The organism is Desulfitispora alkaliphila (assembly GCF_050433185.1).
Lineage (GTDB): Bacteria > Bacillota > Desulfitisporia > Desulfitisporales > Desulfitisporaceae > Desulfitispora > Desulfitispora alkaliphila.
Map to the genome: position 1 here is coordinate 1 of NZ_JBNPXS010000022.1, position 25,112 is coordinate 25,112.

Genomic DNA, 25,112 nt, shown 5'->3' on the forward strand with positions numbered 1-25,112 from the left:
TTAACAGGTAGCAAAATATACTTTGCACACCCTTATACCTCTTGTGAGCGTGGTACTAATGAACGTCATAATGGGCTTATTAGGCGCTTTATCCCCAAGGGAAGTGCTTTGTCTCAATACTCTGTGGATGCTATTTCAAAAGTTCAAAATTGGTGCAATACACTTCCGCGAAAGATACTAAATTATCTCACGCCAGATGAAGCTTTTGAAGAAGAAATACGTACTTTGCTATATGAATAAACCATCCATAATATTACAGTTGGAAAATTAGTTCAATTTGCTATTGCAATTTAGGATTAAAAAAAAGCATGCATAATGCTTTTTTTAATTTTATGGAGGATTCATGTAAATAATGATGAATATAATACTGAATAGCCGCAATTTAGTTTAAAGGAGTGCATAAAATATGGATAAAATAAAAGTTGTTGTGACAGGTGCTACAGGAAAAATGGGTCTTGAAGCATTGAATACTGTAATTGATGCCGATGATTTAGAGCTTGTAGGGGCTATAGATGTAAAACATGCTGGTATGGATGTAGGATATTTAGTTGGAGTAAAACCAATTGGTGTTCAGGTAAATGAAGATTTAGCAACTGTACTGAAAGAAGAAAAGCCAGATGTTATGGTTGACTTTACAAACCCTCAAGCAGTACTGAAAAATATTAAGACTGCCTTAGAGCATAAGGTTTCACCTGTTGTGGGGACTACAGGGTTAACAGATAGTGAGTTAGAGGAGATACAACAAGAAAGTAAGACCAATAATACAAGTGTTTTTATAGCTCCAAACTTTACAATTGGAGCAGTTTTGATGATGAGGTTCGCCAAAGAAGCTGCTAAATACATGCCTCATGTGGAGGTAATCGAGCAGCATCATGATGAAAAACTAGATGCGCCCTCGGGTACAGCCCTAAAAACTATAGAGATGATCTCAGAAGAGCGGGAAGCCTTGAGACAGGGAAACATTAACGAGTATGAAAAAATACCTGGCTGTAGAGGTGGCGAACATCAAGGAATGCGTGTACATAGTGTGAGACTGCCAGGATTAGTGGCTCATCAAGAAGTTATTTTTGGTGGGCAAGGACAAACCCTCACAATTAGACACGATTCTATTAGTAGGGATTCCTTTAGGCCTGGTATTGCACTGGGTATTAGAAAGGTAAAAAGTTTAAAGGGAGTTGTAATAGGTTTAGAAAATTTAATCTAAAAAAATATTTAATATAATCCAAGCACCTCTATGTAGTTAGGTCATATATTGCTAGTAACTAGAGAGTACTACAGGAGGTCATGGAGGATGGAATTGAAGCTTAATGGGATTAATATTAGCGTTTTGGGTGGTGACAATAGGGAATTAGTTTTGATTCCCCAGCTCATTAAATTAGGTGCTAAGGTTAAAGCTGTAGGTTTTCCCAGTAGTTTACATCAATTAGCAGGAGCAGAGATAATAAACAGTATTGATGATGCCTTAGAGGAAACAGATGTGGTCATATTACCTATGCCTGGAACAGATCAGCTGGGAAACATTAGGGCTATTTACTCAGAAGAGAAGTTAGTTTTAACTGAGAAGCATCTGAAGCAGCTGCAAAAGGGTACTCCTATTATTATGGGAGTGGCAAAGGATTTTCTAAAGCAGTGGGCTATTAAACATCAGTTAAAACTAATAGAAATTGCTGAACAGGATGAAGTAGCAATACTAAATGCTATTCCTACTGCTGAAGGTACAATTAAAATCTTAATGGAGCAATCTCCTATTACTATCCACAACAGTAAGTCTATTGTACTTGGATTAGGGAGAGTAGGTTTTACAGTTGCAAGGACTTTAGCTGCTTTAGGATCTAAAGTAATGGTAGTTGTACGAAAAGAAGCCGATAAAGCTCGAGGCTTCGAATTGGGTTACCAGGTTTGCACCTATGAAACATTACCTGATAATTTGACAGATGCTAATTTTATAATTAATACTGTCCCTGCCAAAGTAATAAATCGCGAATTGCTCACTTCCATGCCTCATGATAGTTTGATCGTTGATCTTGCTACTCAGCCCGGAGGAACTGATTTTCAGGCTGCTGAAGAAATTGGAATAAATGCTATGCTGGCACCAGGTTTACCTGGAAAAGTAGCGCCTAAAACAGCTGGAGAGATTTTAGCCAGAGTTATTCCAAAAATCATTAAGCAGCACTTAAAAACAAAGGGAGCAGGAGGTGCTTGCGATGGATTTGAAAGGTAAGCAAATTGGGGTTGTTTTAACTGGTTCCCATTGCACTATTAATCAAGTTTTACAACAAATAAAAAACATTAAAGAGCAAGGAGCAAATGTAATTCCCATTCTATCGGAAACAGTAATTAACACCGATACTAGATTTGGTTCTTCACAGGAATGGTTGCAGCAAGTTATTGAAATAACAGGCAATGAGCCAATTAAATCAATTACAGAAGCAGAGCCCATAGGTCCTAAGGAACTTTTTGATGTAATCGTTGTGGCCCCATGTACTGGTAACACATTGGCTAAACTGGCAAATGGGATCACTGATACAGCTGCATTGATGGCAATAAAAGCCCAACTTAGAAACTTGAGGCCTGTAGTTTTGGCCATCTCTACAAATGACGGATTAGGTATAAATGCAAAAAATATAGGTTTGTTGATTAATATGAAGCGGATATACATGGTACCTTTTGGTCAGGATAATTGTAAAACAAAAGAAAATAGCCTTGTGGCCAATGTGGACTTAATTATACCAACAATTATTTCCGCTTTAAAAGGAGTTCAACATCAGCCTGTACTAATTCAATATTCGAACTGATTATACATATAATAATATAGAAAAATTGGAGGTCTAATATTTAATGAAAAAATATAATGTAGCTATTGTAGGAACTGGTGCTGTCGGACAGGAGTTATTAAATGTGTTAGCGGAGCGTAATTTCCCCATAAACCAATTAAAACTCTTGGCTACAGAGCGCTCTGCTGGAAAAGAAGTTCAATTTTTGGGAGAAACGCATATAATTAGAAAGACCACTCCACAGGAATTCGCAGGGGTAGACATAGCGCTATTTGCTGGAGGGGGAGCAAGCAAGGAGTATGCTAAAGAGGCAGTAAAACGTGGAGCCGTAGTAGTTGATAATGGCAGCAGCTTTAGAATGGACCCAGAGGTACCATTAGTGGTACCAGAGGTCAATCCAGAAGCAGTGCGGGAGCACAAGGGGATAATTGCCAATCCAAACTGTTCTACAATTCAGATGGTTGTAGCATTAAACCCAATTCATCAGAAAGCAAAAATCAAACGAGTTGTTGTTTCTACGTATCAAGCTGTCTCCGGATCAGGCGTAGACGCTATTGAGGAGTTAAAAACACAGAGTAAAGATATTCTAGCAGATCAAGAGATAGTGAAAAAGTGTTATCCTCATCAGATAGCATATAACATGCTTCCACACATTGATGTATTTTTAGAAAATGATTACTCTAAAGAAGAGATGAAGATGGTTAATGAAACAAAAAAAATTATGGGCAGTGAAGAAATAAAGGTTACTGCAACCACTGTAAGGGTACCTGTAGCAAATGGCCACTCAGAGTCAATAAATATTGAAACTGAGAAAAAACTAAGCGCTAAAGAAGCAAAAGAAATTTTAGCGAAAGCTCCAGGAATAATATTAGAAGATGACCCTATGAAGAATATCTACCCAATGCCCATAAACGTTCAAGGAAGAGATGAGGTCTTTGTTGGACGAATTAGGGATGACCATAGTATAGATAACGGCCTAAATATGTGGGTGGTAGCTGATAATCTGAGAAAAGGTGCAGCTACAAACACCATCCAAATCGCGGAACTGTTAGTGAAAGAGTCCCTTGTGTAACTTTCAACCAAAGAGGTGCTTTAATTGGAAATTATAGTTCAGAAATTTGGGGGGACGTCTTTAGCCACTGAAAGCAAACGAGAACAAGTGGTGGAAAAAATCTCAAGAGCCAAGCGATCTGGCTATAGTCCGGTTGTTGTGGTCTCTGCAATTGGAAGAAAAGGAGATCCATATGCAACGGATACATTGTTAAGTCTAATTGATAGCAACAATGGAAACCTTTCAAAAAGGGATAATGATATCTTATTATCCTGTGGTGAACTAATATCAGGATCTGTAATAACAGCTATGCTAAACAAAAAGGGCTTAGATCCCGTTTTGTTAACGGGGGGGCAGGCAGGTCTTATAACCAGTAATGACTTTAGCGATGCCAAGATAATAGAAATATGTACTGACAAACTAACTGAATTTCTCCAAAAAGGAAAAACAGTAGTAGTTGCGGGCTTTCAAGGAATGACAAAAGATGGTGAGATTACAACCTTGGGGCGAGGTGGCAGTGATACTACTGCAGCGGCTTTAGGGGTAGCTTTAGATGCTCAAATGGTAGAGATATATACAGATGTGAATGGAATAAAAACTGCTGACCCTAGAATTGTAGAAGATGCAAAAACCTTAGAAGCAGTTACCTATACTGAAATTTGTCAGTTAGCCCATGAAGGTGCTAAGGTAATACATCCCAGGGCGGTTGAGATAGCTATGAAACATAATTTACCCTTAAAGGTCAAGTGCACATTTTCTGATGAAGAAGGAACCGTAGTTACCAGTAAGGGGAGGCTACAAGAAAATTCACTAGAAATTAATGACTATAGGCTTATTACTGGGATTACGAGTATTCCGAATATCACGCAACTTAAGGTTGACACCAGTTATATAAAAGAGGGGAAAGGCATAGAACTTAAAATATTTAAGGCTATGGCCTTAGCAGATATCAGCCTTGACTTTATTAATGTTACTCCTTATTATATAATGTTTACAGTAAAACAAGGTGACACAGAAAAAGCTGTAGATGTACTAGAAAATATGGATTTAACTCCAGAGGTTAGAAAAGGGTGTGCTAAAGTGGCAGCTATAGGCGCCGGTATGGCAGGTACACCAGGAGTTATGGCTAGTATTGTTGAAGCATTAACTAAAGAAGGGGTAAACATACTTCAGTCAGCTGATTCCCATACTACTATATGGTGTCTTGTAAACAACAAAGATATGGAGAAAGCAGTTAGAGCATTGCATAAGCAGTTTAAATTAAACGCATAAAAAAAAAAAGAGGTGATAGTGTGAATTTTGGTAAAGTTTTAACAGCAATGGTAACACCTTTTGACGAAAACCTGAATGTAGATTACCATCAGGTAAAGGTTTTGGCAAGACATCTAGCTGATAATGGGTCAGAGGGGATAGTGATTGCGGGTACTACCGGAGAAGCTCCTACACTTACTAATGAGGAAAAATTAGAGTTATTTAAGACAGTAAAGAGTGAGGTTGGGGACAGAGTAAAGGTATTAGCAGGAACAGGATCAAATAATACAGCAGCATCAATAGAATTGACTCAAGAGGCAGCAAAAGTTGGTGTAGACGCAATTATGTTGGTAGCGCCCTACTACAATAAGCCTTCTCAGAGGGGATTATACCATCACTTTAGCACACTGGCAAAAAGTGTAAAAGAAACGCCAGTGATGCTTTATAATGTACCTGGTAGAACTAGTTGTAATATGTTGCCAGAAACAGTAAGTGATTTAGCGAAAATTGACAATATCGTATCTGTTAAAGAATCAAGCGGTGACATGGACCAGGCAACTGCCATTCGGAAGTTGGTAGGAAGTGATTTTACAATTTATAGCGGGGACGATTCTTTAACATTGCCTTTAATGAGCCTTGGGGCTTGTGGTGTTGTCAGTGTAGCTGCTCATATCGCTGGAAATGAGATTCAAAAGATGGTTTCAGCATTTCAAGCTGGTAATGTAGCTGAAGCATTAGAATGGCAACTTAAGCTTTTTGATGTGTTTAAGGGAATGTTCATTACTTCAAGTCCTGTACCAGTTAAGACTGCATTGAATTTACAGGGAATTGAAGTGGGAGGAACAAGAGCTCCTTTAGTTCCCCCTACTGCAGATGAAGTATCTCAAATTCAGAGAATTGTTGCCACGCTTAAACAATAATGCATGTATTGTGCGGGTCAATTGCCCGCACTTTTTTTATGTTTAGAGAATTTAGAAATAAAACAATGGGAATAATGTATTTATAGTATACTTGTCTAGTTCCTAACTTTACAGTATAATGTAATATAATGCACTAAACTTTCCCCTTCTTCTCCTAGCCATATACCTACATGCTCTTTGTAATGGATAACAGGAGGTGCTTAAATGGCTAGTAATGAATCAAAACTTTCAATAATACCCCTTGGAGGGTTAGGTGAACTTGGAAAGAATATGATGGCAATTAAATGGGGAAATAACATTTTAGTGATAGATTGCGGACTGATGTTTCCTGAAGATGAAATGCTTGGAATTGACGTGGTCATCCCTGACTGCAATTATCTGCTTGAAAACAAGAAGTACATCCGAGGTATAGTTCTAACGCACGGGCATGAAGATCACATTGGTGCTATTCCGTATATTATTGATGAGCTCAATGTACCTATTTATGGTACAAAGCTAACACTGGGATTGCTAAAAACAAAGCTTAAAGAGAGCAAAAATGCTCAAGTGAAGTTAAAACAAAAATACGTTAACTTTAACCAAAATGTAAATATTGGTCCCTTTGACATTGAATTTGTAAATGTCAGCCATACTATTTCTGACTCTGCAGGATTGATAATAAAAACACCTATAGGTACGATTGTTCATACAGGAGACTTTAAAATTGACCAGACTCCTGTAGATGGTAGGAGCATAGACCTGAAAAAATTTGCCCAGGTAGGGGACAGTGGTGTACTCTTGTTAATGTCAGATAGCACAAATGTGGAGAGAGAGGGATTTGCCAAGTCGGAGAGTACGGTAAGAACATATTACGAGAGGATATTTACCAAGGCTGAAGGTCGCATAATTGTTGCATGTTATGCATCCAACCTGCACAGGATCCAGCAAATTATAGAAACTGCTTATCAGGCGCGCAGAAAAGTAGCTGTAATAAGTGATAATATGGCACAAATCATTGAAACAGCTTCAAAAATGGGAAGGTTGAGGGTGCCTAAACGAGTACTAATTCCCCAAGAAAAGATAGAGAAATATGATCATGATAAATTAATTCTCTTAACTGCAGGCAACCAAGGGGAACCTCTATCTGAACTGACTAAAATGGCTTTAGCAGAACACAAAACACTTAATATCATTCCAGGTGATACAGTGGTAATATCTGCAAGGCCAATGCCTGGTAATGAAAAGCTGGTTAGTGGTACAATTGATAATTTCTTTAAACAGGGAGCTAAAGTAATATACGATGAAAACTCAGGAGCATACGTATCAGGACATGCAAATCAAGAAGAACTAAAAATCATGTTAAATTTAGTCAGACCCAAATACTTTATTCCGATTCACGGTGAATATAGACAGCTAGTGCGCCATGGGAGGTTAGCCCAGTCTTTAGGGATTGAAGAAGGTAATATTTTTGTAATTGAAAATGGCCAAGTTGTAGATTTCACTGAAAAGGGAGCTGCGCTTAATGGGAGAGTGCATGCAGGCAAAGTATTAGTAGATGGTTTTGGCGTTGGCGATGTGGGAAATATAGTTTTGCGGGATAGAAAGCAATTGTCACAGGATGGGATTTTAATTGCTGTCATCACAATAAACAAAAAATCAGGAGCTGTTGTTTCTGGTCCTGATTTAATTTCTAGAGGCTTTGTCTACGTGAGAGAGTCGGAGAAGCTGATGGAGGAAGCCCATAATTTAGCTAAAAAAGCCTTAGTGCAATGTCAAGAACAGCAAATAAAAGAATGGTCTGCTATTAAAACGAATGTAAAAGACGTGTTAGGTAAATATTTATATGAAAAAACTAGGAGAAGACCTATGATAATGCCAATAATTATGGAAGTATAAGAGAGCGCTATTTTAGCGCTCTTTTTATGTATTAAAATAATTATTTAAATACATACTAAATATAGAAAAATGGAAGGAGTGTTTAGATAATGAGTAATAATAACAACTTTTTTGGACCGATGTTTCAAAATCCACAGCAACCACCACAGCAAACTCCACAACCACCACAACCAAATGTCAATCCCAACCCAGCTCCAAATGTAGCACCACAACCAGAAGTAAAACCTAGAACTACGCGCACTGCTAAACCTAGAAACGCTTCTCAAAAGGCAGAGAATATTAAGGAATTAGGTCAAGTGGAAATACCTGATATGCAAAGCAATATTCACTGTATACCTATAGTAGGGCAAATTGAGGGACATATGGTAATGCCACCACAAAATAAGACTACTAAATATGAACACATTATTCCTCAGTTAGTAGCTTTAGAACAGAACCCGGAAATTGAAGGGGTTATCTTATTGCTAAACACTGTAGGTGGAGATGTGGAAGCTGGACTAGCAATTGCAGAAATGATTGTAAGTATGTCTAAACCTACCGTATCTCTAGTCTTGGGGGGAGGACACAGTATAGGTGCTCCCATTGCCGTATCTGCAGATCACTCTTTTATAGCAGAGACTGCAACTATGACTATCCACCCGATTAGAATGACTGGCCTTGTAATAGGCGTACCTCAAACCTATGAGTATATGGATAAGATGCAAGATAGAGTAGTTAGTTTTGTAACAAGACACTCTAATATTACTGAGGATACATTTAGGGAGTTAATGTTTGAAAAAGGTGAGCTAGCTAGGGATATCGGTACTATTTTAGTTGGTGAAGATGCAGTTAAGTCTGGATTAATTAATGAGGTTGGAGGGTTATCTCAAGCCGTGGCAAAGATTAAAGAACTACAGCAGCTTCAACCAAGAGGTGGTCACTAATATGGTATTGTATACACCTGTTCCAGTAGAGCTACTGGGTATAGAAGAGTACTATAGCAATAAGGATAATAAGAGCAATAAAAAAGAGGTGCTATACGGTAACGTACGGCTTGAGGTAGAGCTGACTGGCGAAAATTCCTGTAAAGTAAACCGCATTATAAGTACAGATCCCAACGATTATTTGCGCACAGATATAAGTCCGGGGGCGGTTATAAATTTACAACCGGAATTAGCATATAATAATAAAAATTAAGACACCTTTTGGTGTCTTAATTTTATAGCTTAATAATACTAGAGTAACGCTATTTTATGTGTTATAATTGGAATGAAATTTTTTGAACATTTTAGATAGAAAGGAAAAAGCACATGTCATTCGAACAAGTATTGGTAATAGTTGTGGGTTTATTTGGCGGACTAGGTCTGTTTTTGTTTGGAATGCAGATGATGTCCGAAGGTATGCAGAAGGCTGCAGGAGACAAGCTGCGCAAGATACTAGAGGTGTTAACATCAAATCAGTATATCGCAGTAGTCACTGGTGCCGTTACTACTGTACTGGTACAGAGCAGTAGCACAACTACCGTAATGGTTGTTGGCTTTGTAAATGCAGGGCTGATGAACCTAAATCAAGCTGTAGGTACTATATTGGGAGCAAATATAGGAACAACTGTTACAGCGCAAATGATATCGTTTAATCTAGGAGTATTAGCATTACCTGCTATTGCTGTGGGGTTTGGAATGCAACTACTTTCGCAGAAAAAAGTTCATAAATACGCAGGGCAATCAATTCTTGGTTTTGGTCTTTTATTTTTAGGAATGATGACCATGTCAGATTCTTTAAGTCCATTGAGAGATTTTCCACCATTTATAGAGATGATTGCATCATTTTCATCTAATCCCTTTTTAGGTGTTTTAGCAGGTGCCGCCTTTACTGTAATGGTTCAAAGTAGTAGTGCTTCAACTGGCGTTATTGTAGCTCTTTCCATACAAGGGTTGTTGCCACTTGCTTCAGCTATGCCCCTTTTGCTAGGTACTAATGTAGGGACATCTGTTACAGCTGTTCTAGCTTGTATTGGGACAGGTATAGCTGCCAAAAGAGCTGCTGTTGCTCACGTTCTATTTAATGTTATTGGAGTAGTTGTGTTCTTAATATTGTTGAAGCCTTTTACAGAGTTAGTTGCCATGACATCTAATGAAGTACCTAGACAGATAGCTAATGGGCATACTATATTTAACGTTGCAAATACCCTTATTGTACTGCCCTTTACCAGTTACTTTGTGGCATTAATTGTGCGATTAGTACCTGGTGAAAATGTTGTCATGGAAAGAGGACCCAAATATTTGGACAAGCGCATGCAGAAAACACCAGCTGTAGCCATTGGTAGTTCAATTAAAGAGATGATTAGAATGGGAGTTATATCTCGGGAGATGCTACAGGATGCAACAAACGCTTTCTTGCAAAAGGATAGAGAATTAATTCAAAGGCTAGCTAGAAAAGAGGAAGTATTAAATGAACTTGAGAAAGAAGTCACGGTATATTTAGCTGATACATCACAACAATCTCTTACGCAGAATCAGTCTAGACTAGTCTCTAGTTTGATGCATGTTATTAATGATATTGAAAGAATTGGAGATTTAAGCGAAAATATATCTGAGCTAGCGGAATCTCGAATAGAAGAAGATTTACCTTTTTCAGACATGGCCATAGAAGAATTAACTACAATGTATGAGTACGTTGATAAGATAGTAGGCGATTCAATTGTAGCCCTTGAGACTGGGAATACCAAGTTAGCAATGGACGTACTAGAAATAGAGGATAGAATAGACTACATGGAGAAGCGGCTCAGAAAAAGCCACATTGGAAGAATTAATGATCGCAAATGCTTTCCTGTATCTGGAGTGATATTTTTAGATATTATCAGTACCTATGAGAGAATAGCAGATCATGCTCAGAATATTGCCAGAGTTGTATTAGACGACCAGGACACAGATGAATAATTAAAAAATATCTGAGATGGCATAGACTATCTCAGATATTTTAATAAAGTAGGTGTTATATGTGAAAATACTTAATGAAATAAAAACAGATATTAAAGCGGATATAATAGGTATTGGGCTCGTTACATTAGGGATACTTTTTTTAGTCAGTCTTTATACATCTTCAGGAGACCTAGCAGGAACAGAAGCAGGAGCAGGAATTTTGGGGAGCCTAATAGTACGTGTACTAGATGCTATCGCTGGTAAAGGAAGATATGTGTTTCCCGTATTGATAATAATGTGGGGTATTCACAACCTTTCATTTATAAAGCTTAAAACAGTAAATTATAAAATTGTTTCTACAATAGTCATATTTGTTATATTTTTAGCGTTTTTACATATGCAAGAGCCTCAGGCAAGCAGAACTTTAGCAGCAGGACTAGAGGGTCACGGAGGCGGAATAATTGGCGCTTTAATTTCTATTATCCTAATGAAGTTATTTGGCATTAATGGTAGTTATATAATAATGACAGGAATTACGGTAGCTGCAATTATAGTATTAACTGACTACAGCATTGCTAGCATAGCAAAAAAATATCGAAATAAGATTAAGAACACTGCTTCAAAAGCCAAAAATAAAATTGTAGATTTCATTTATGAAACTGTAGATGATGAGGACAAAGATAAAAAAGACAAGACCCTTCCTAATGTAGAATGTGAAAATACTAATATTTCTCCTACCTTAGAGCAGTTGGATTTTGAAGTGAAAGGAGAAGGATTTGATAAAGTTGAAAAGCCAGTTGACGAGACGGAGCAAGAGCAGAAACCAGAAGAAGTTATTGTAGAAGAAACTGTGGTAGCAGATAAAGAAAGTATTAGTGAGGGAATAAATAGTGAATCAGAAGGGCCACAAGTGTTTCAATTACCATCAATTGATTTGCTCAAAAAAAATTTAAAACTAAAGACAAATAGAATGAATAAAGACATTTCTGATAGAGTTGGAATTTTGGAGCAAACTCTAGCCAATTTCGGAATTAAGGTCAAAGTAACTCAAGTAAGTGTGGGACCAGTTATTACGCGATATGAAATGCAGCCAGCTCCTGGAATAAAAGTTAGCAAAATTGTTAATCTAGCTGATGATTTATCACTTTCATTGGCTGCTCCTAGTGTCAGAATTGAGGCACCTATTCCTGGGAAGGCAGCAGTGGGTATAGAAGTACCTAATAGCGAAGTTGCCACTGTTAATTTTAGAGAGGTGCTTGAGGCTAATGAATTTCAACAAAGTTCTGCCAATCTGCCAATAGCCTTAGGAAAGGATATTGCAGGCAAACCAATAGTGGGTGACTTGACTTCAATGCCCCACCTTTTAGTGGCAGGTGCAACTGGATCTGGAAAAAGTGTTTGTATGAATACGATTGTCACGAGCCTGTTGTATAGAGCGAAGCCAGATGAATTAAAAATTTTGATGATAGACCCTAAAAAAGTAGAACTTACAACTTACAATGGAATACCTCACCTCATATCACCTGTAATAACAGATGCAAAAAAAGCTGCTTCCTCACTAAAGTGGGTTGTAGATGAAATGGAAAAGAGGTATGAGATATTTGCTGAGGCTGGAGCCAAGGATATTATAAGGTACAATAAGCTTGTATCAAGGGATGATGGGAAAAAATTGCCCTATGTTGTTGTTTTAATTGATGAATTATCCGACTTAATGATGGTAGCACCTATGGACGTGGAGGAGGCTATATGTAGAATAGCTCAAATGGCTAGAGCTGCAGGAATTCATTTAGTTATTGCCACCCAACGACCTTCTGTAGATGTGATAACAGGTTTAATCAAAGCCAACATTCCATCACGAATAGCATTCGCAGTTTCTTCTCAGACTGACTCTAGAACTATTCTAGATATGGGAGGAGCTGAAAAGTTGTTAGGGAAGGGGGACATGCTGTATTTCCCTGCAGGAGCTAACAAACCTGTAAGGGTACAGGGAGGTTTTCTTTCAGATCAAGAAGTAGAAAAAGTTGTCAAGCATCTTAAGGATCAAAGTAAACCTGAATTTGAGAAGGGGATAACTGATAATCAAGTTAATACTAGTGAGGTTAAGCCTAAGCAAGAGTTAGATCCCCTCTTGTACGAAGCGGCGAAACTATTGGTGGAGCAAGGTCAGGCCTCAATCTCTATGTTACAGAGAAAATTCAGAATAGGGTATGCTCGTGCAGCTAGAATAGTAGATGCCTTGGAAGAACACGGGATAATAGGAGGGTACGAAGGCAGTAAGCCTCGCAATATTTTAGTTTCAGAAGAAGAACTAGAACAAATATTTAATAGTCACGACCCAGAAATAGACAAAAGCAAGGAAGCATAAGGTGCTCCTTGTTTTTGTAATTTACTGGTGATATAATTGAAGTTATATATTAGTAATTATCCAGCCACAGTGACAGGAGTGAGTTCATGGATAGGTTGACTAATCGGGAACAAGAAATACTGGAGATAATAAAGAAAAATCCTATGATTTCTCAAGATCAGCTTGCTAGTAAGCTAGGAATTACCAGATCTGCTGCTGCTGTTCATATATCTAATTTAATTAAAAAGAAATCGATTAAAGGTCGAGGTTATGTGGTAAGCCATGATGATGGTATGATCATTATAGGTAGAGTGTTCTGTTCTATTACAAAAGAAGCAAATAAATCACTAGAGATAGTCCCTGATGGTTGGGGGTATTTTCTTGCTACAAAACTAGGTGCTAAAATTAGGAATGTTTCTTTAATCTCTGCAGTAGGAGCCGATTACTGTGGTGAAATTATTTGTCACAAGCTAATCCAAAACAATGTGGATATAAGCTATGTGAGTGTGTCTAAAGATATGAGTACAGCTACACAGTTAAAGTACATGGGAGATGAAGAAATCAGCAATAAAATTGAATATCATCACCATGGTGCCCAAAAAAAGCTGGATGAAGAAGCTATAATGGCTTTAGAACATGTGTTGAGAAATGGGAGAATGTTTATAGTAGATGGTTCTATGGAAAATGGACTTATAAGGCAAATTTTAAAAATTTCAAGAAAATACTCAATCTTAGTAAAGATTGTTGAACCAATACAAATCGATGAATATTGGACTAAACTCCTAGATGCTCGGTTACATCAAATTATAATTTCAAAAAATAAAATGAGTACTGTAGGACAGAGCTGGGAATCAATATATAATAGCAACCAAAGCCTTTGGAATTTATGCAGTTGGATTGTCTTGTGTAGTTCTGAAGGAACTATGATTGTTGAAAAGGGTGTAAAAACAGTTATAAATTTGCTGCCCAACCAAGGGGTTGATAGAAGTTTTGTGGCTGGATTTATTTACGGAATGTACAATGATTATTCAGCAAGGCAGTCTGCTCGCATCGGGTTAGGCAACCATCCAATTTTAAAGGACTTTTCTGCAGGAAATTAAATATTGCTGTAGAAGTAAATGCTTGTGAAAGAAGTGAATAAGAGTTGTTTAAATACTATGCAATAGATGTAGATCATCTGAAATCTCAGTAAACTGTGACGATATCGATACAGCGGCCTTAACTTTGCAAGATTATATTGACAATATATATGGACAATAAAATTTAAATAAAGGGGGATTATTGGGTGAAGGTCGGCCAGATGTTAAAGCAAGCTCGCAAGGAAAAAGGGATAAGTGTTCGAGAAGCAGAAGAAAAAATAAAGATCAAGGGTAGTTTCATTGAAGCAATTGAGGATGAAGATTTCTCAAAAATACCTGGGAGAATTTATGTGATCGGCTTTTTGAGAAGCTATGCCAAATTCCTGGGCCTAAACACAGAAGAAGTGGTTAATATGTATAAAAGTGAATACCCCGAAAAAGAACCTTCACCAGTAGAGCAAGAAGAAGTAAAGGGTTTTGAAAAGAGGAACTCAAATGCTTACTACGTGATAATAGCAAGTGGCTTAGTAGTTGTATTATTTTTTGGAGCAATGTTCTTTTCTAACCAGCAGGAATCGGATAACATTGTATCTGAGAATGATGCAGGAATATCAGAACCTATAAATCAAGGTGAGGAAATTGAAATCATAGATGAAGAGGAACCTGAACCACAGGAAGAGACTCCAAAACCAGTGGCGGAATACGATCATGTGGAAGTAATTGTGGATATTCAAGGTGGTCCCTGTTGGGTTGAAGTGGTGAAAGATGGCAGGAGGGATTACACAGGTATGTTACAGCCTGGAGAGACGTATAAATATATAGGAGAAAGCCAGGTTCAAATCACATTTGGAGATGCAGCAACTGCTAATGTTACATTTAATGGAGAAGATGTTGGTATAGTTGGAGGAGCAGAGCAAGTTGTTACAAAAACATATCAATTAAGGGACTAATCTGAATGCAATCGAAGGGAGTAATAGACTTGGCTGTCAAAATATATGTAGAAACACTGGGTTGTGCAAAGAACACAGTGGATTCGGAAGTATTGCTAGGAATAGTAGACAACGCAGGATATAAAATAGTAGATGATCAAGCAGAAGCAGAAATAATTATTATAAATACATGTGGATTTATTGAGAAGGCTAGAGAAGAGTCTATCAATACTATTTTGGAATTGGCTCAGAATAAAGAAGAGGGCAACTGCAAGGCACTTATCGTTATGGGGTGTTTAGTCCAGAAGTTTAAAGCTGAGTTAGAAGGAGAGCTTCCCGAAGTAGATGGCTGGCTGGGAACAAATGAAATTCCCAATATATTAGATGTAATAAAAGATACCTATGGGGGCAAAAAAACTGTTATTGTACAAGACAACTATCAATATATATACAATCATGAGCAACCTAGGATGCGCACTACCCCTAAGTATACAGCATATGTAAAGATTGCAGAGGGTTGTGATAATTGTTGTTCTTATTGTACAATCCCTCAAATGAGAGGACCCTACAGAAGTCGCCGGATTGAGTCTGTAGTCGCTGAAGTCAAAGAGTTAGCGGCTAGTGGAACAAAAGAAATAAATCTTATAGCGCAAGACCTTACCATGTACGGGGCCGATATATATAACAAGTTAATGCTGACTGAACTTTTACGAGAACTGGTTAAAATTGAAGAGGTAAAGTGGATTAGGCTTTTATACTGTTACCCTACCTACTTCACCGATGAGTTGATAGAGTTTATTGCGGATAACCAAAAGATATGCAACTATTTGGATATACCACTACAGCATGCTCACAATGATATTCTAAAGTCAATGAACAGGAAGAGTAGTCAAAGTGATGTGGTACTACTTTTAGGGAAGTTAAAGACTCAAATCCCTGATGTGGCCTTGAGGACTACGTTTATACTAGGTTTCCCTGGAGAGACAGAAGAGCACTTTAACAAATTACTTGGCTTTATTTCAGAGCATCAGTTTAATTGGGTTGGTTTTTTCACATACTCACAAGAAGATGATACTGTAGCTGGAAAGATGAATGAACAATTAGCAGAAGAAATAAAAACGGAACGCTATGAAAAAGCAATGGAAATACAAGCCAATATAACTGAGCAACTTAATGGAAAGTATAAAGGTAAGGTATTAGAAGTATTAGTAGAGGGGACGAGTACAGAAAGTGATGAATTCTATTTTGGGAGAACCCAGTACCAGGCGCCAGAAGTAGATGGAAAAATATATTTTACCACTCCCCAAAATACTAATAGATTAGATCCAGGAGAAATAGTCAAGGTGCGAATTAATCACGTAGATAAGTACGATTTGATAGGAGAGCTGATACCGTGAACTTGGCAAACAAATTAACCTTAATGCGCATTTTTATGGTCCCCATTTTTATGATAGTACTATTGACCAGAATTCCCTATGGTCAGTTTATAGCTGCATTTATTTTTATTTTGGCTGCCAGTACTGACGGTTTAGACGGATATATTGCCCGTACTCGCAAGCAAGTGACTAAATTGGGGAAATTCATGGATCCGTTAGCAGATAAACTTTTGATTTCTGCTGCTTTAATTTCACTAGTGGAACTAGACAAAATACCTGCATGGATCGCAATAGTAATTATAAGTAGGGAATTTGCTGTAAGTGGACTAAGATCTATTGCAGCTTCAGAGGGGATTGTAATAGCAGCCAGTGCTTTGGGGAAGGTTAAAACAGTTACTCAAATCGTGGCAATTGTTATTATATTGCTAGAAGACTGGTTAGTTTCATTCCTAGGTGTTTATTTAGGAACCCCAGTACTTTATTTAGCAGTCATTGTAACCATTATATCTGGGTTGGACTATTTTATAAAAGGAAAGAAATTGCTTAAAGATGTAAATAAATAACATTGAAGCCTTAGGGCTTCTTTTTTTCTGCCATATATTCCATAAGGAAAGGGGTATAGCTTCTGTGCTATAATTAATAGCGTACATTATAAGCATTTTGCTATATCAAGGGGTGATAGAATGTTTTCAGAAATTAGAGTCAGTTACATTGTGCTAATTACTGTGGTAACCGTGGGAGTACTGTTTGGCGGATATAGCATCTTTAATAAGTACTATTTGGAGCAGCCTATGATTGAGCAAATTAGAGCACAGGACGGAGTAAAGAGTGCTCAGTTAGAACAGGAAACTATAACCATTGAACTAGATGGTGGTTTAGAGCTTATTGATATCCATGGGGAAATCTTAGACGTAGCAGGTGATGAATATGCTATAGTCTATAAAGAAAATCCATCGCAAGAAATGGAACAGCTTTTTAAAGAGAGTAGCTTTACCATATATGAAGGCATTAATAAAAATAATTATGTGGTAATGAAAGAACGACTAGATTCCTTATATGGAGATGCGGGAGTAGAAGGTAACCTTGCTATAGACCAAAGCTTTTTGTATATTCAGTTATATAAAAATGGAAATAGCATAAATAGAGTTATTGCAATTGATGAGGGAAGTGATTTAATTGACTAAAGAACTTGGAATTGGTGGAGCAATTGGAGCACTTGTATTTTTAATTTTTTTAGGCTATAATGTAGCACCTTTGATACTGCTAATGCTTTTAGGAGCAGGGATATATTATATAGCACTTAGAAATGGTGGAGGTTTGAATAAGAGTAATATCCATGTGGGCAAAAATGATACTGGAATAGACTTTGAACAAATTGGTGGACAAGGAAGTGCCATTGGAGAAGTAAAAGAAGCACTAGATTTTATAAATAAAGGTAAAGAAATAAACCAATTGGGCATAAGACCCTTAAAGGGAATACTGCTTACAGGACCTCCGGGAACAGGAAAGACTTTGCTGGCCAAAGCTGCTGCTAGTTATACAGATTCCACATTTTTGGCAACATCAGGTAGTGAGTTTGTGGAGATGTATGCAGGGGTTGGTGCCCAGAGGGTTAGAAAAATATTTAAAGAAGCTGTTACTAAAGGGAAAAAAGAAGGTAAATCTAGCGCTATAATATTTATAGACGAAATAGAAGTATTGGGAGTTAAACGGGGAAGTAATTCCAGCCATATGGAATACGATCAAACATTAAATCAATTATTAGTGGAAATGGATGGAATAAAAGGAGACCAAGATGTAAAAATACTTGTGGTGGCTGCAACTAATCGTGCAGATATGCTAGACCCTGCACTATTGCGTCCTGGTAGATTTGATAGGCAGGTTAAAGTAGATTTGCCTGACAGAGAAGGCAGATTACAAATTTTAAAAATTCATGTAAAGAACAAACCACTAGGGGAAGAAATTTCTTTAGACAAAATAGCCCAGGAGACCTTTGGTTTTTCTGGAGCAGATTTAGAAAACCTAGCTAATGAGGCTGCAATTCTCGCCTTTAGAAAAAATAAGAAGAGCATAGAACAGGAAGACTTTATTGAGGCAATTGATAAAGTATTAATTGGAGAAAAGGCAAATAAAAAGGTCAATAAGGAAGACTTAGAGAGAATAGCGATTCATGAGACTGGTCATGCTCTTATAAGTGAGCTAGTTAGTCCAGAATCTGTAGCTCATGTGACTATAGTATCTAGGGGAAGTGCTCTAGGGTACATGAGACAAAGGCCAGATAAGGACAGATATCTATATACAAAAAATTATTTAGAAGCTCAAATAATGATTTGTTTAGGTGGTTCTGTTGCAGAAGAATTGGTCTTAGGCAATAAAAGCTCTGGATCTGCTAATGACTTTAAGCAAGCTTCTGATTTAGCTAAAAAAATCATTTATAGTGGCATGTCTGAATTGGGGATTATTAGCGTAGAGGAAATCAGCAAAGCGCAAGTTGGAGAAGAAGTAAGCAAAATAATTTCTGAGGTAGAAGAAAAAACAATGAAGCTACTCAGCGAAAGGGAAGCTATTCTATTAGATATAAAAGAGTATCTGCTTGCTAATGAAACAATAACAGGAGATGTTTTCCGAGAGAAGGTTAATAGTGTTAAGGCTAAGAAAGAGGCAGCTAGTTAATGTCAGCTGCTTCTTTCTTTTTGTATTAGAGGCGCATTACTTGAGGATAATAAGTGTGAAATAATTTTGTGAGGATGAGAAATTTGAATAAAGCAAAGTACATAATTATGGTATTATTTTTTTCCATAGTAGGAGCGCTGTTATTTGTTTCTATTATGGGAAATACGCAAGAGCAAATTAATGCATTTGAATTCAACCTGGGCTTGCAAGTGGCTCATAATGGACAAACAATTATAAATTTACCTCCTATAGGCAGTATTAGCGCAGAGACACATAGAACACCATTAAGATTATCTTTCACATTGACAAATATTGATTTGCAGAGTGTTAAGCTGATCTTAGACACTCCCTTAGATGAAGAAATAACTGAAACAATAAGAGGCGAGTTTGAAGAGATTATTCAGGGTTTTATAACAAAAATACTCATATTAGCTGCTTTCGGTGGAGGGATAGGCGCTGCTTTGGTAGAAAAGAGTAGAAGAGCAGTTATAGTAGGTATGATTATTGGAGTTATACTATTTGGTGGGTTAATTAAGGGGACTACCTATAACTATGATGTAGATCAGTTTCAAAATCCTGAATTTAAAGGAGTTGTGGAAACCGCTCCTTGGATGATAGCTTTTGTTGAGGATGCATTGGTCAAAGTGAACGAACTTTCACAACGATTAAACATTATTGCTGAAAATCTATACCAGGTCTATCAGACGTTAGATCAATTAGAACCTGGAGGTCTTGTTTCAGACATAAGAGTCCTTCACGTTTCAGATATTCATAACAATGCAGCGGCATACTCCTTTGTAGACCAAATAGCCAACAGCTTTGGAGTAGATTTTATTATAAACACTGGTGATGAAACAGATTTTGGTACTCAGCTAGAAAACGCAATTTTTCAGGAGATCTCAGAATTGAAAGTTCCCTACTTGTACTTAGGTGGAAATCACGATTCTCCGGAAACGTTGGCTGGATTATCACAAATCGAAAATGTAAAACTTTTAGCTGGTCAAGTGTTAGAAGTAGAGGGTTTAAGGATATATGGAACCGATGATCCAGCCTCTGAAACGTTAGAGCTCACGCCTTTAGATGATGAGGGGGTAAAGAGCGAAGTGCAGCGAATAGAGAAGGAAATAGCTAGTTTAAAAGGTGAAGGAATAGATATAATAGCTGTGCACAATCACAGACTAGCTGAGGCTTTAGCTACTCATGCGCCAATAATAATGCACGGGCATGACCATGCCTATTCAATAAAATTTAAGGATGATAGCATTATACTAGATGCTGGAACAACAGGTGCCTCTGGAATAAGAGGTTTACAAACCACTCAAGAAGTACCATACACAGTTTTACTACTCCACTTTTCCAAAGAATTAGAAAGTGAAGACGAGGGACTAAATTTAGTAGCTGTGGATATTTTTAAGGTTCACGATTTGAAAGGCGGATTTGTTTTGGAGAGGAAAATTGTCAATGTTAAATTGTAAAAAAGAGGTTGACAAGCAGTAGAGGAAAAAATATAATAAAATTAATCGAACAAATGTTTTTGAGGGGGAGAGAATTTATGTCAGATAAAATGAAAGCGCTAGAAGTGGCGTTAAAGCAGATAGAGAGACAGTTTGGAAAAGGGTCTGTAATGAAGCTAGGTGAGGCCAGTGCTAATATGAGTATAGGAATAATTCCAACAGGTGCACTTTCTTTAGATGTTGCGTTGGGGATTGGTGGTGTTCCTCGGGGAAGAATAGTTGAAGTTTTTGGTCCAGAGTCCTCTGGTAAAACAACAGTAGCTCTACATATTGTAGCTGAAGCGCAAAAAAGCGGGGGAACAGCGGCATTTATAGATGCAGAACATGCTTTAGATCCTAAATATGCTGAAAGCCTTGGTGTCGATGTGGACAATCTATTAATTTCTCAGCCGGATACAGGAGAACAAGCCCTAGAGATTGCAGAGGCTCTTGTGCGAAGTAATGCTATAGATATAATAATTGTGGACTCTGTGGCGGCATTAGTTCCAAAGGCTGAGATTGAAGGTGAGATGGGGGATTCTCACGTGGGATTGCAGGCTCGTCTAATGTCTCAAGCTCTGAGAAAATTAGCAGGAGCTATCAGTAAGTCTAAGACAACAGCTGTTTTCATTAACCAAATTAGAGAAAAAGTAGGAGTAATGTTCGGTAACCCAGAAACCACTACTGGTGGTAGAGCTTTAAAGTTTTACTCATCGGTAAGACTAGATGTTAGGCGAATAGAAACACTTAAACAGGGAACGGATATGATTGGCAGTCGTACCAGAGTAAAAGTGGTAAAAAATAAAGTTGCCCCACCATTTAAACAAGCAGAGTTTGATATAATGTATGGTGAAGGGATTTCTACCGAAGGAGATATCCTAGATTTGGCAGTGGAACATGATATAATCGATAAAAGCGGTGCTTGGTATTCTTATAACTCAGATAGATTGGGTCAGGGTAGAGAAAATGCTAAAAAGTTTCTCCGTGAGAACCCTGAAGTATGTGTAGAAGTAAAAGAGTTAGTAAAGCAAAAACTCAATATTGGTGTAGTGGATAATAAAAAGACAGCGGAAGAAGAACAATAAAACCCCAATGGGGTTTTTATTGTTCCCAGGTGAAGTAATGTGAGTGAAATAGAGCAGAAGGCACTGGCTAGAGCATACAAATATCTAAGTTATAGGGATAGAAGTAAGCGGGAATTGTATAAATACTTAGAAAAAAAAGGATTTTCGTCGCAAGTACAAGAAAGTGTAGTGCTGTATTTGGAAGAGCAAGGGTACTGCGATGACCTGAGATTTGCAAAAAGTTTTTTAGATTCTAGATTGAGGAGTAATCCCAAGGGGTTTGTCGCCATAGCATGGGAGTTAAAACAAAAAGGTATTGATAATAGCACTATTGAAGCTATTAAAGAAATGTATCCACAAGAATTGGAGTTAGAATTAGCTAATAAATTATTAAATAAAAAATATAGAGACAAAAAGATATACAATAAAATTTCCAATAAAGATATAAGTAGTATGGGAAGGTATTTATATAATAGGGGCTTTAACCCTAGAGTAATATCTAAAGTTGTGGATGAATTTATAAAAACTTGACTTTTTAATATTAAAATACTACAATAAACATGGGATAATTCAGGTATTAGAATACTTCCATAGGGAATGTTATATATTTTTTTTACATATATTACAATGTGCTTTTTTATATAATTAGAAATGAACATAGTAAATATGTAAACTACTGGTCATTTATGTCAGTAGAAAGTTAGTATTTCCTTATTTAAGGTAGTATTTTAATTAAACCGAGGTAGCCCCTCGGCTTTTTTTATACTTGTTAATATTACTTTAATATGTACTAATGATTGAGGAGGTGACAAAGGTTGAATGAAGTTGTACAAATTATACTAATTCTATTAATTGGATTGGCCTTGGGCGTTGCAGGAGGATACTTTTTGCGAAAGAGCCTAGCTGAGGCAAAAATTAAATCTGCTGAAGAAGAAGCAGTAAAGATTGCTGAAGAAGCAAAGCGCATGGCGGAAGCCAAAAAGAAAGAAATTATCCTGGAAGGCAAGGATGAAATCCACAAATCACGAACAGAGTTAGAAAAAGAGACAAGAGAGCGTCGCAGTGAACTACAAAGATTAGAAAGACGTTTGTTGCAAAAGGAAGAATCACTAGATAGAAAGACAGAAGGCATCGAGAAAAAGGAAGTTCAATTGCAAAGGAAAGAAGAAGAAATCTCCAATATGAAAAATGAATTAACAGAAATATACACTAAGCAAGTAGAGGAATTGGAGAGATTGGCTGGTTTGACTTCAGACGAAGCTAGGGACTTATTGATAAACAATATCAAAGATGAAGCCAATCAAGAGGCGGCAGTTTTGATTAAGGAAATTGAGTCTCAGGCTAAGGAAGAAGCGGACAAGAAGTCAAAGGAAATAATTTCACATGCTATTCAGAGGTGTGCTGCTGATCACGTAGCAGAAACTACAGTTTCTGTAGTAAACTTACCAAATGATGAAATGAAGGGTAGAATCATAGGTAGAGAGGGTCGCAACATCAGGACTCTTGAAACATTAACAGGTATTGACTTGATTATCGATGATACACCTGAAGCTGTTATACTGTCTGGTTTTGATCCTATCAGAAGAGAAGTAGCTAGAGTTGCATTGGAGAAACTAATCTTAGATGGTAGAATACACCCAGCAAGAATTGAGGAAATGGTAGAGAAAGCTCAAAGAGAAGTAGATCAGAGAATTCGAGAAGAGGGAGAGCAGGCTACCTTTGAAGTAGGTGTTCATGGACTTCACCCTGAAATTGTAAAGCTATTAGGAAGATTAAAGTATAGAACCAGTTATGGACAAAATGTATTAAAGCATTCAATTGAAGTAGCTCATTTGGCGGCCTCTATTGCTGCAGAATTAGGAGCAGATGTTCAATTAGCTAAAAGGGCAGGACTTCTTCATGACATAGGAAAGGCAGTAGATCATGAAGTTGAAGGACCACACGTGACTATCGGTGCAGATTTAGCTAAAAAATACCGAGAGAGTGCCGAAGTTGTACATGGAATAGCAGCCCATCATGGTGATATCGAGCCTAAAACAGTTGAAGCAGTTTTAGTTCAGGCATCAGATGCAATATCGGCCGCTAGACCAGGTGCTCGTCGTGAGACACTTGAGGCGTATATTAAAAGACTTGAGAAGTTAGAGGAAATAGCTGACTCCTTTGAAGGGGTAGAGAAGTCCTTTGCTATTCAAGCTGGTAGAGAAATACGAATCATGGTTAAGCCGGATAGTGTTGATGATCCTAATTCAGTTATTTTAGCTAGGGACTTAGTTAAGAGAATAGAATCTGAGTTAGAATACCCTGGGCAAATTAAGGTAGTTGTCATCAGAGAAACAAGAGCAGTTGACTATGCCAAGTAATTGAGCCCTTTAGGAATAAATAAAAGAATCTCTCTAATTGCTTAATATTAGAGGGATTCTTTTAATTTATATTTGCAGAGCAGGAAATAACTAATAATAGATAGAAACTATTATAAAATATCTAGGAGGCGTACCATGAATATTTTGATTATTGGCGATATTGTGGGAAAACCGGGGAGAAGAATTATTAAAGATAAATTAACGGAGATTAAAGAGGAATACGATATTAATTTTACTATCGCCAATGGCGAAAACGCAGCAGGGGGTAATGGGATAACCCGGGAAACGTATTTAGAATTGATTGATTCGGGAATTGACTTTTTGACAATGGGCAATCATGTCTGGGATAAGAAAGACGTATACGACTTTATAGATACGGCAGATAAAATGGTAAGGCCTGCTAACTACCCAGTGGCAACTCCTGGAAAAGGTTACAGAATAGTTAACAGTGGTAAAGGGGCAAAGATAGGTATTTTAAATTTGTCAGGAAGAATATTTATGTCTCAGTTGGAGTGTCCTTTTAGGTGTGCAGAAAAGATAATAAAAACTGTAAAAGAAGAAGCGGATATTATTATCGTCGATTTTCATGCAGAAGCTACTTCGGAAAAAGTTGCCTTAGGCTGGTACTTAGACGGCAAGGCTAGCGCAGTAGTAGGTACACATACACACGTACAAACTAATGATAGTAGGGTGTTACCAGGAGGAACTGCCTACATAACTGATTTGGGGATGACTGGTCCTAGAGATGCAGTTCTAGGAGTGAAAAAAGAGATTGTAATTAAGAAATTTTTAACTCATCTTCCCGCTAAATTTGAGATTGATACAGGGGAGTGCCAGCTAAACGGAGTAGTAATTCAAGTAGATCAGGCTACTGGTAAGGCTATAAATATAAAACCTATTCAGCATTCTATAAAATATTGAGAAGAATGCAAAAATATTAAATTAAAAAAAAGGATTTTCTTAGAAAAAATAGAACTTAATACACAATGAATACAGATGTACTAATTTAGTAGGGAGGGGTAT

Annotated in this window: 22 protein-coding genes and 2 pseudogenes; all 24 read left to right on the forward strand. The window is 37.3% G+C overall.

The genetic code is table 11. The annotated features are described in order from the left end of the window. On the forward strand, positions 1-240 hold a 240-nt coding region (locus GGQ84_RS09065; protein WP_429161892.1), incomplete at its 5' end, for an IS30 family transposase. Between the two features lie 166 nt (positions 241-406). Beyond that, positions 407-1,204, forward strand: coding sequence for a 4-hydroxy-tetrahydrodipicolinate reductase (gene dapB, locus GGQ84_RS09070; protein WP_429161894.1), 798 nt, complete (start codon positions 407-409; stop codon positions 1,202-1,204). 87 nt (positions 1,205-1,291) lie between these two features. Further along, the gene (dpsA, locus tag GGQ84_RS09075; RefSeq protein WP_429161896.1) at positions 1,292-2,221 is read left to right on the forward strand and encodes a dipicolinate synthase subunit DpsA; all 930 of its coding nucleotides are present in this window, start codon (positions 1,292-1,294) and stop codon (positions 2,219-2,221) included. Next, positions 2,205-2,795, forward strand: coding sequence for a dipicolinate synthase subunit B (locus GGQ84_RS09080; RefSeq protein WP_429161898.1), 591 nt, complete (start codon positions 2,205-2,207; stop codon positions 2,793-2,795). The genes dpsA and GGQ84_RS09080 overlap by 17 nt, the downstream gene beginning before the upstream one ends. 43 nt (positions 2,796-2,838) lie before the next feature. Further along, positions 2,839-3,846 (forward strand): aspartate-semialdehyde dehydrogenase, encoded by a 1,008-nt coding sequence (locus GGQ84_RS09085; RefSeq protein ID WP_429161900.1) that lies wholly within the window; start codon positions 2,839-2,841, stop codon positions 3,844-3,846. A gap of 24 nt (positions 3,847-3,870) precedes the next feature. Beyond that, complete coding sequence (gene dapG, locus GGQ84_RS09090) at positions 3,871-5,097, forward strand: aspartate kinase (RefSeq protein ID WP_429161902.1); 1,227 nt, start codon at positions 3,871-3,873, stop codon at positions 5,095-5,097. 20 nt (positions 5,098-5,117) lie between these two features. Further along, complete coding sequence (gene dapA / locus GGQ84_RS09095; protein ID WP_429161904.1) at positions 5,118-5,996, forward strand: 4-hydroxy-tetrahydrodipicolinate synthase; 879 nt, start codon at positions 5,118-5,120, stop codon at positions 5,994-5,996. 204 nt (positions 5,997-6,200) lie between these two features. Further along, on the forward strand, positions 6,201-7,871 hold the full coding sequence (locus tag GGQ84_RS09100; protein WP_429161906.1) for a ribonuclease J: 1,671 nt from the start codon (positions 6,201-6,203) through the stop codon (positions 7,869-7,871). An 89-nt stretch (positions 7,872-7,960) separates the two neighbouring features. Continuing rightward, complete coding sequence (locus GGQ84_RS09105; RefSeq protein WP_429161908.1) at positions 7,961-8,794, forward strand: ClpP family protease; 834 nt, start codon at positions 7,961-7,963, stop codon at positions 8,792-8,794. 1 nt (position 8,795) lies between these two features. Beyond that, positions 8,796-9,047, forward strand: coding sequence for a YlzJ-like family protein (locus GGQ84_RS09110; protein WP_429161910.1), 252 nt, complete (start codon positions 8,796-8,798; stop codon positions 9,045-9,047). Positions 9,048-9,160: 113 nt separating this feature from the next. Next, a complete protein-coding gene (locus tag GGQ84_RS09115; protein ID WP_429161912.1) occupies positions 9,161-10,789 on the forward strand; it encodes a Na/Pi cotransporter family protein in 1,629 nt (542 codons plus the stop codon). Between the two features lie 61 nt (positions 10,790-10,850). Next, positions 10,851-11,351: pseudogene (locus tag GGQ84_RS09120) on the forward strand (DNA translocase FtsK 4TM domain-containing protein); the annotation flags it as partial. Between the two features lie 333 nt (positions 11,352-11,684). Further along, positions 11,685-13,136, forward strand: a pseudogene (locus GGQ84_RS09125) (DNA translocase FtsK); the annotation flags it as partial. A gap of 86 nt (positions 13,137-13,222) precedes the next feature. Continuing rightward, positions 13,223-14,215 (forward strand): PfkB family carbohydrate kinase, encoded by a 993-nt coding sequence (locus tag GGQ84_RS09130; protein WP_429161914.1) that lies wholly within the window; start codon positions 13,223-13,225, stop codon positions 14,213-14,215. A gap of 185 nt (positions 14,216-14,400) precedes the next feature. Beyond that, complete coding sequence (locus GGQ84_RS09135) at positions 14,401-15,144, forward strand: helix-turn-helix domain-containing protein (RefSeq protein ID WP_429161916.1); 744 nt, start codon at positions 14,401-14,403, stop codon at positions 15,142-15,144. A gap of 29 nt (positions 15,145-15,173) precedes the next feature. After that, entirely contained in the window at positions 15,174-16,520 is a 1,347-nt protein-coding gene (gene rimO / locus GGQ84_RS09140; protein ID WP_429161918.1) for a 30S ribosomal protein S12 methylthiotransferase RimO, read from the forward strand. Further along, the gene (pgsA, locus tag GGQ84_RS09145) at positions 16,517-17,062 is read left to right on the forward strand and encodes a CDP-diacylglycerol--glycerol-3-phosphate 3-phosphatidyltransferase (RefSeq protein WP_429161920.1); all 546 of its coding nucleotides are present in this window, start codon (positions 16,517-16,519) and stop codon (positions 17,060-17,062) included. The genes rimO and pgsA overlap by 4 nt, the downstream gene beginning before the upstream one ends. Before the next feature lie 120 nt (positions 17,063-17,182). After that, on the forward strand, positions 17,183-17,683 hold the full coding sequence (locus GGQ84_RS09150; protein WP_429161922.1) for a hypothetical protein: 501 nt from the start codon (positions 17,183-17,185) through the stop codon (positions 17,681-17,683). Next, positions 17,676-19,172, forward strand: coding sequence for an AAA family ATPase (locus GGQ84_RS09155; RefSeq protein ID WP_429161924.1), 1,497 nt, complete (start codon positions 17,676-17,678; stop codon positions 19,170-19,172). Before GGQ84_RS09150 ends, GGQ84_RS09155 begins: the two co-directional genes overlap by 8 nt. A gap of 83 nt (positions 19,173-19,255) precedes the next feature. Continuing rightward, a complete protein-coding gene (locus GGQ84_RS09160; RefSeq protein WP_429161926.1) occupies positions 19,256-20,647 on the forward strand; it encodes a metallophosphoesterase family protein in 1,392 nt (463 codons plus the stop codon). Positions 20,648-20,724: 77 nt separating this feature from the next. Further along, positions 20,725-21,750, forward strand: a complete 1,026-nt coding sequence (gene recA / locus GGQ84_RS09165) for a recombinase RecA (protein WP_429161928.1) — start codon at positions 20,725-20,727, stop codon at positions 21,748-21,750. A 39-nt stretch (positions 21,751-21,789) separates the two neighbouring features. Then, positions 21,790-22,260 carry a regulatory protein RecX gene (locus GGQ84_RS09170; RefSeq protein ID WP_429161929.1) on the forward strand — a complete coding sequence of 157 codons (471 nt, stop codon included), beginning with the start codon at positions 21,790-21,792 and terminating at the stop codon, positions 22,258-22,260. Between the two features lie 284 nt (positions 22,261-22,544). Then, on the forward strand, positions 22,545-24,089 hold the full coding sequence (gene rny, locus GGQ84_RS09175) for a ribonuclease Y (RefSeq protein WP_429161931.1): 1,545 nt from the start codon (positions 22,545-22,547) through the stop codon (positions 24,087-24,089). A 135-nt stretch (positions 24,090-24,224) separates the two neighbouring features. Continuing rightward, on the forward strand, positions 24,225-25,010 hold the full coding sequence (locus GGQ84_RS09180) for a TIGR00282 family metallophosphoesterase (RefSeq protein ID WP_429161933.1): 786 nt from the start codon (positions 24,225-24,227) through the stop codon (positions 25,008-25,010). Positions 25,011-25,112: the final 102 nt, after the last annotated feature.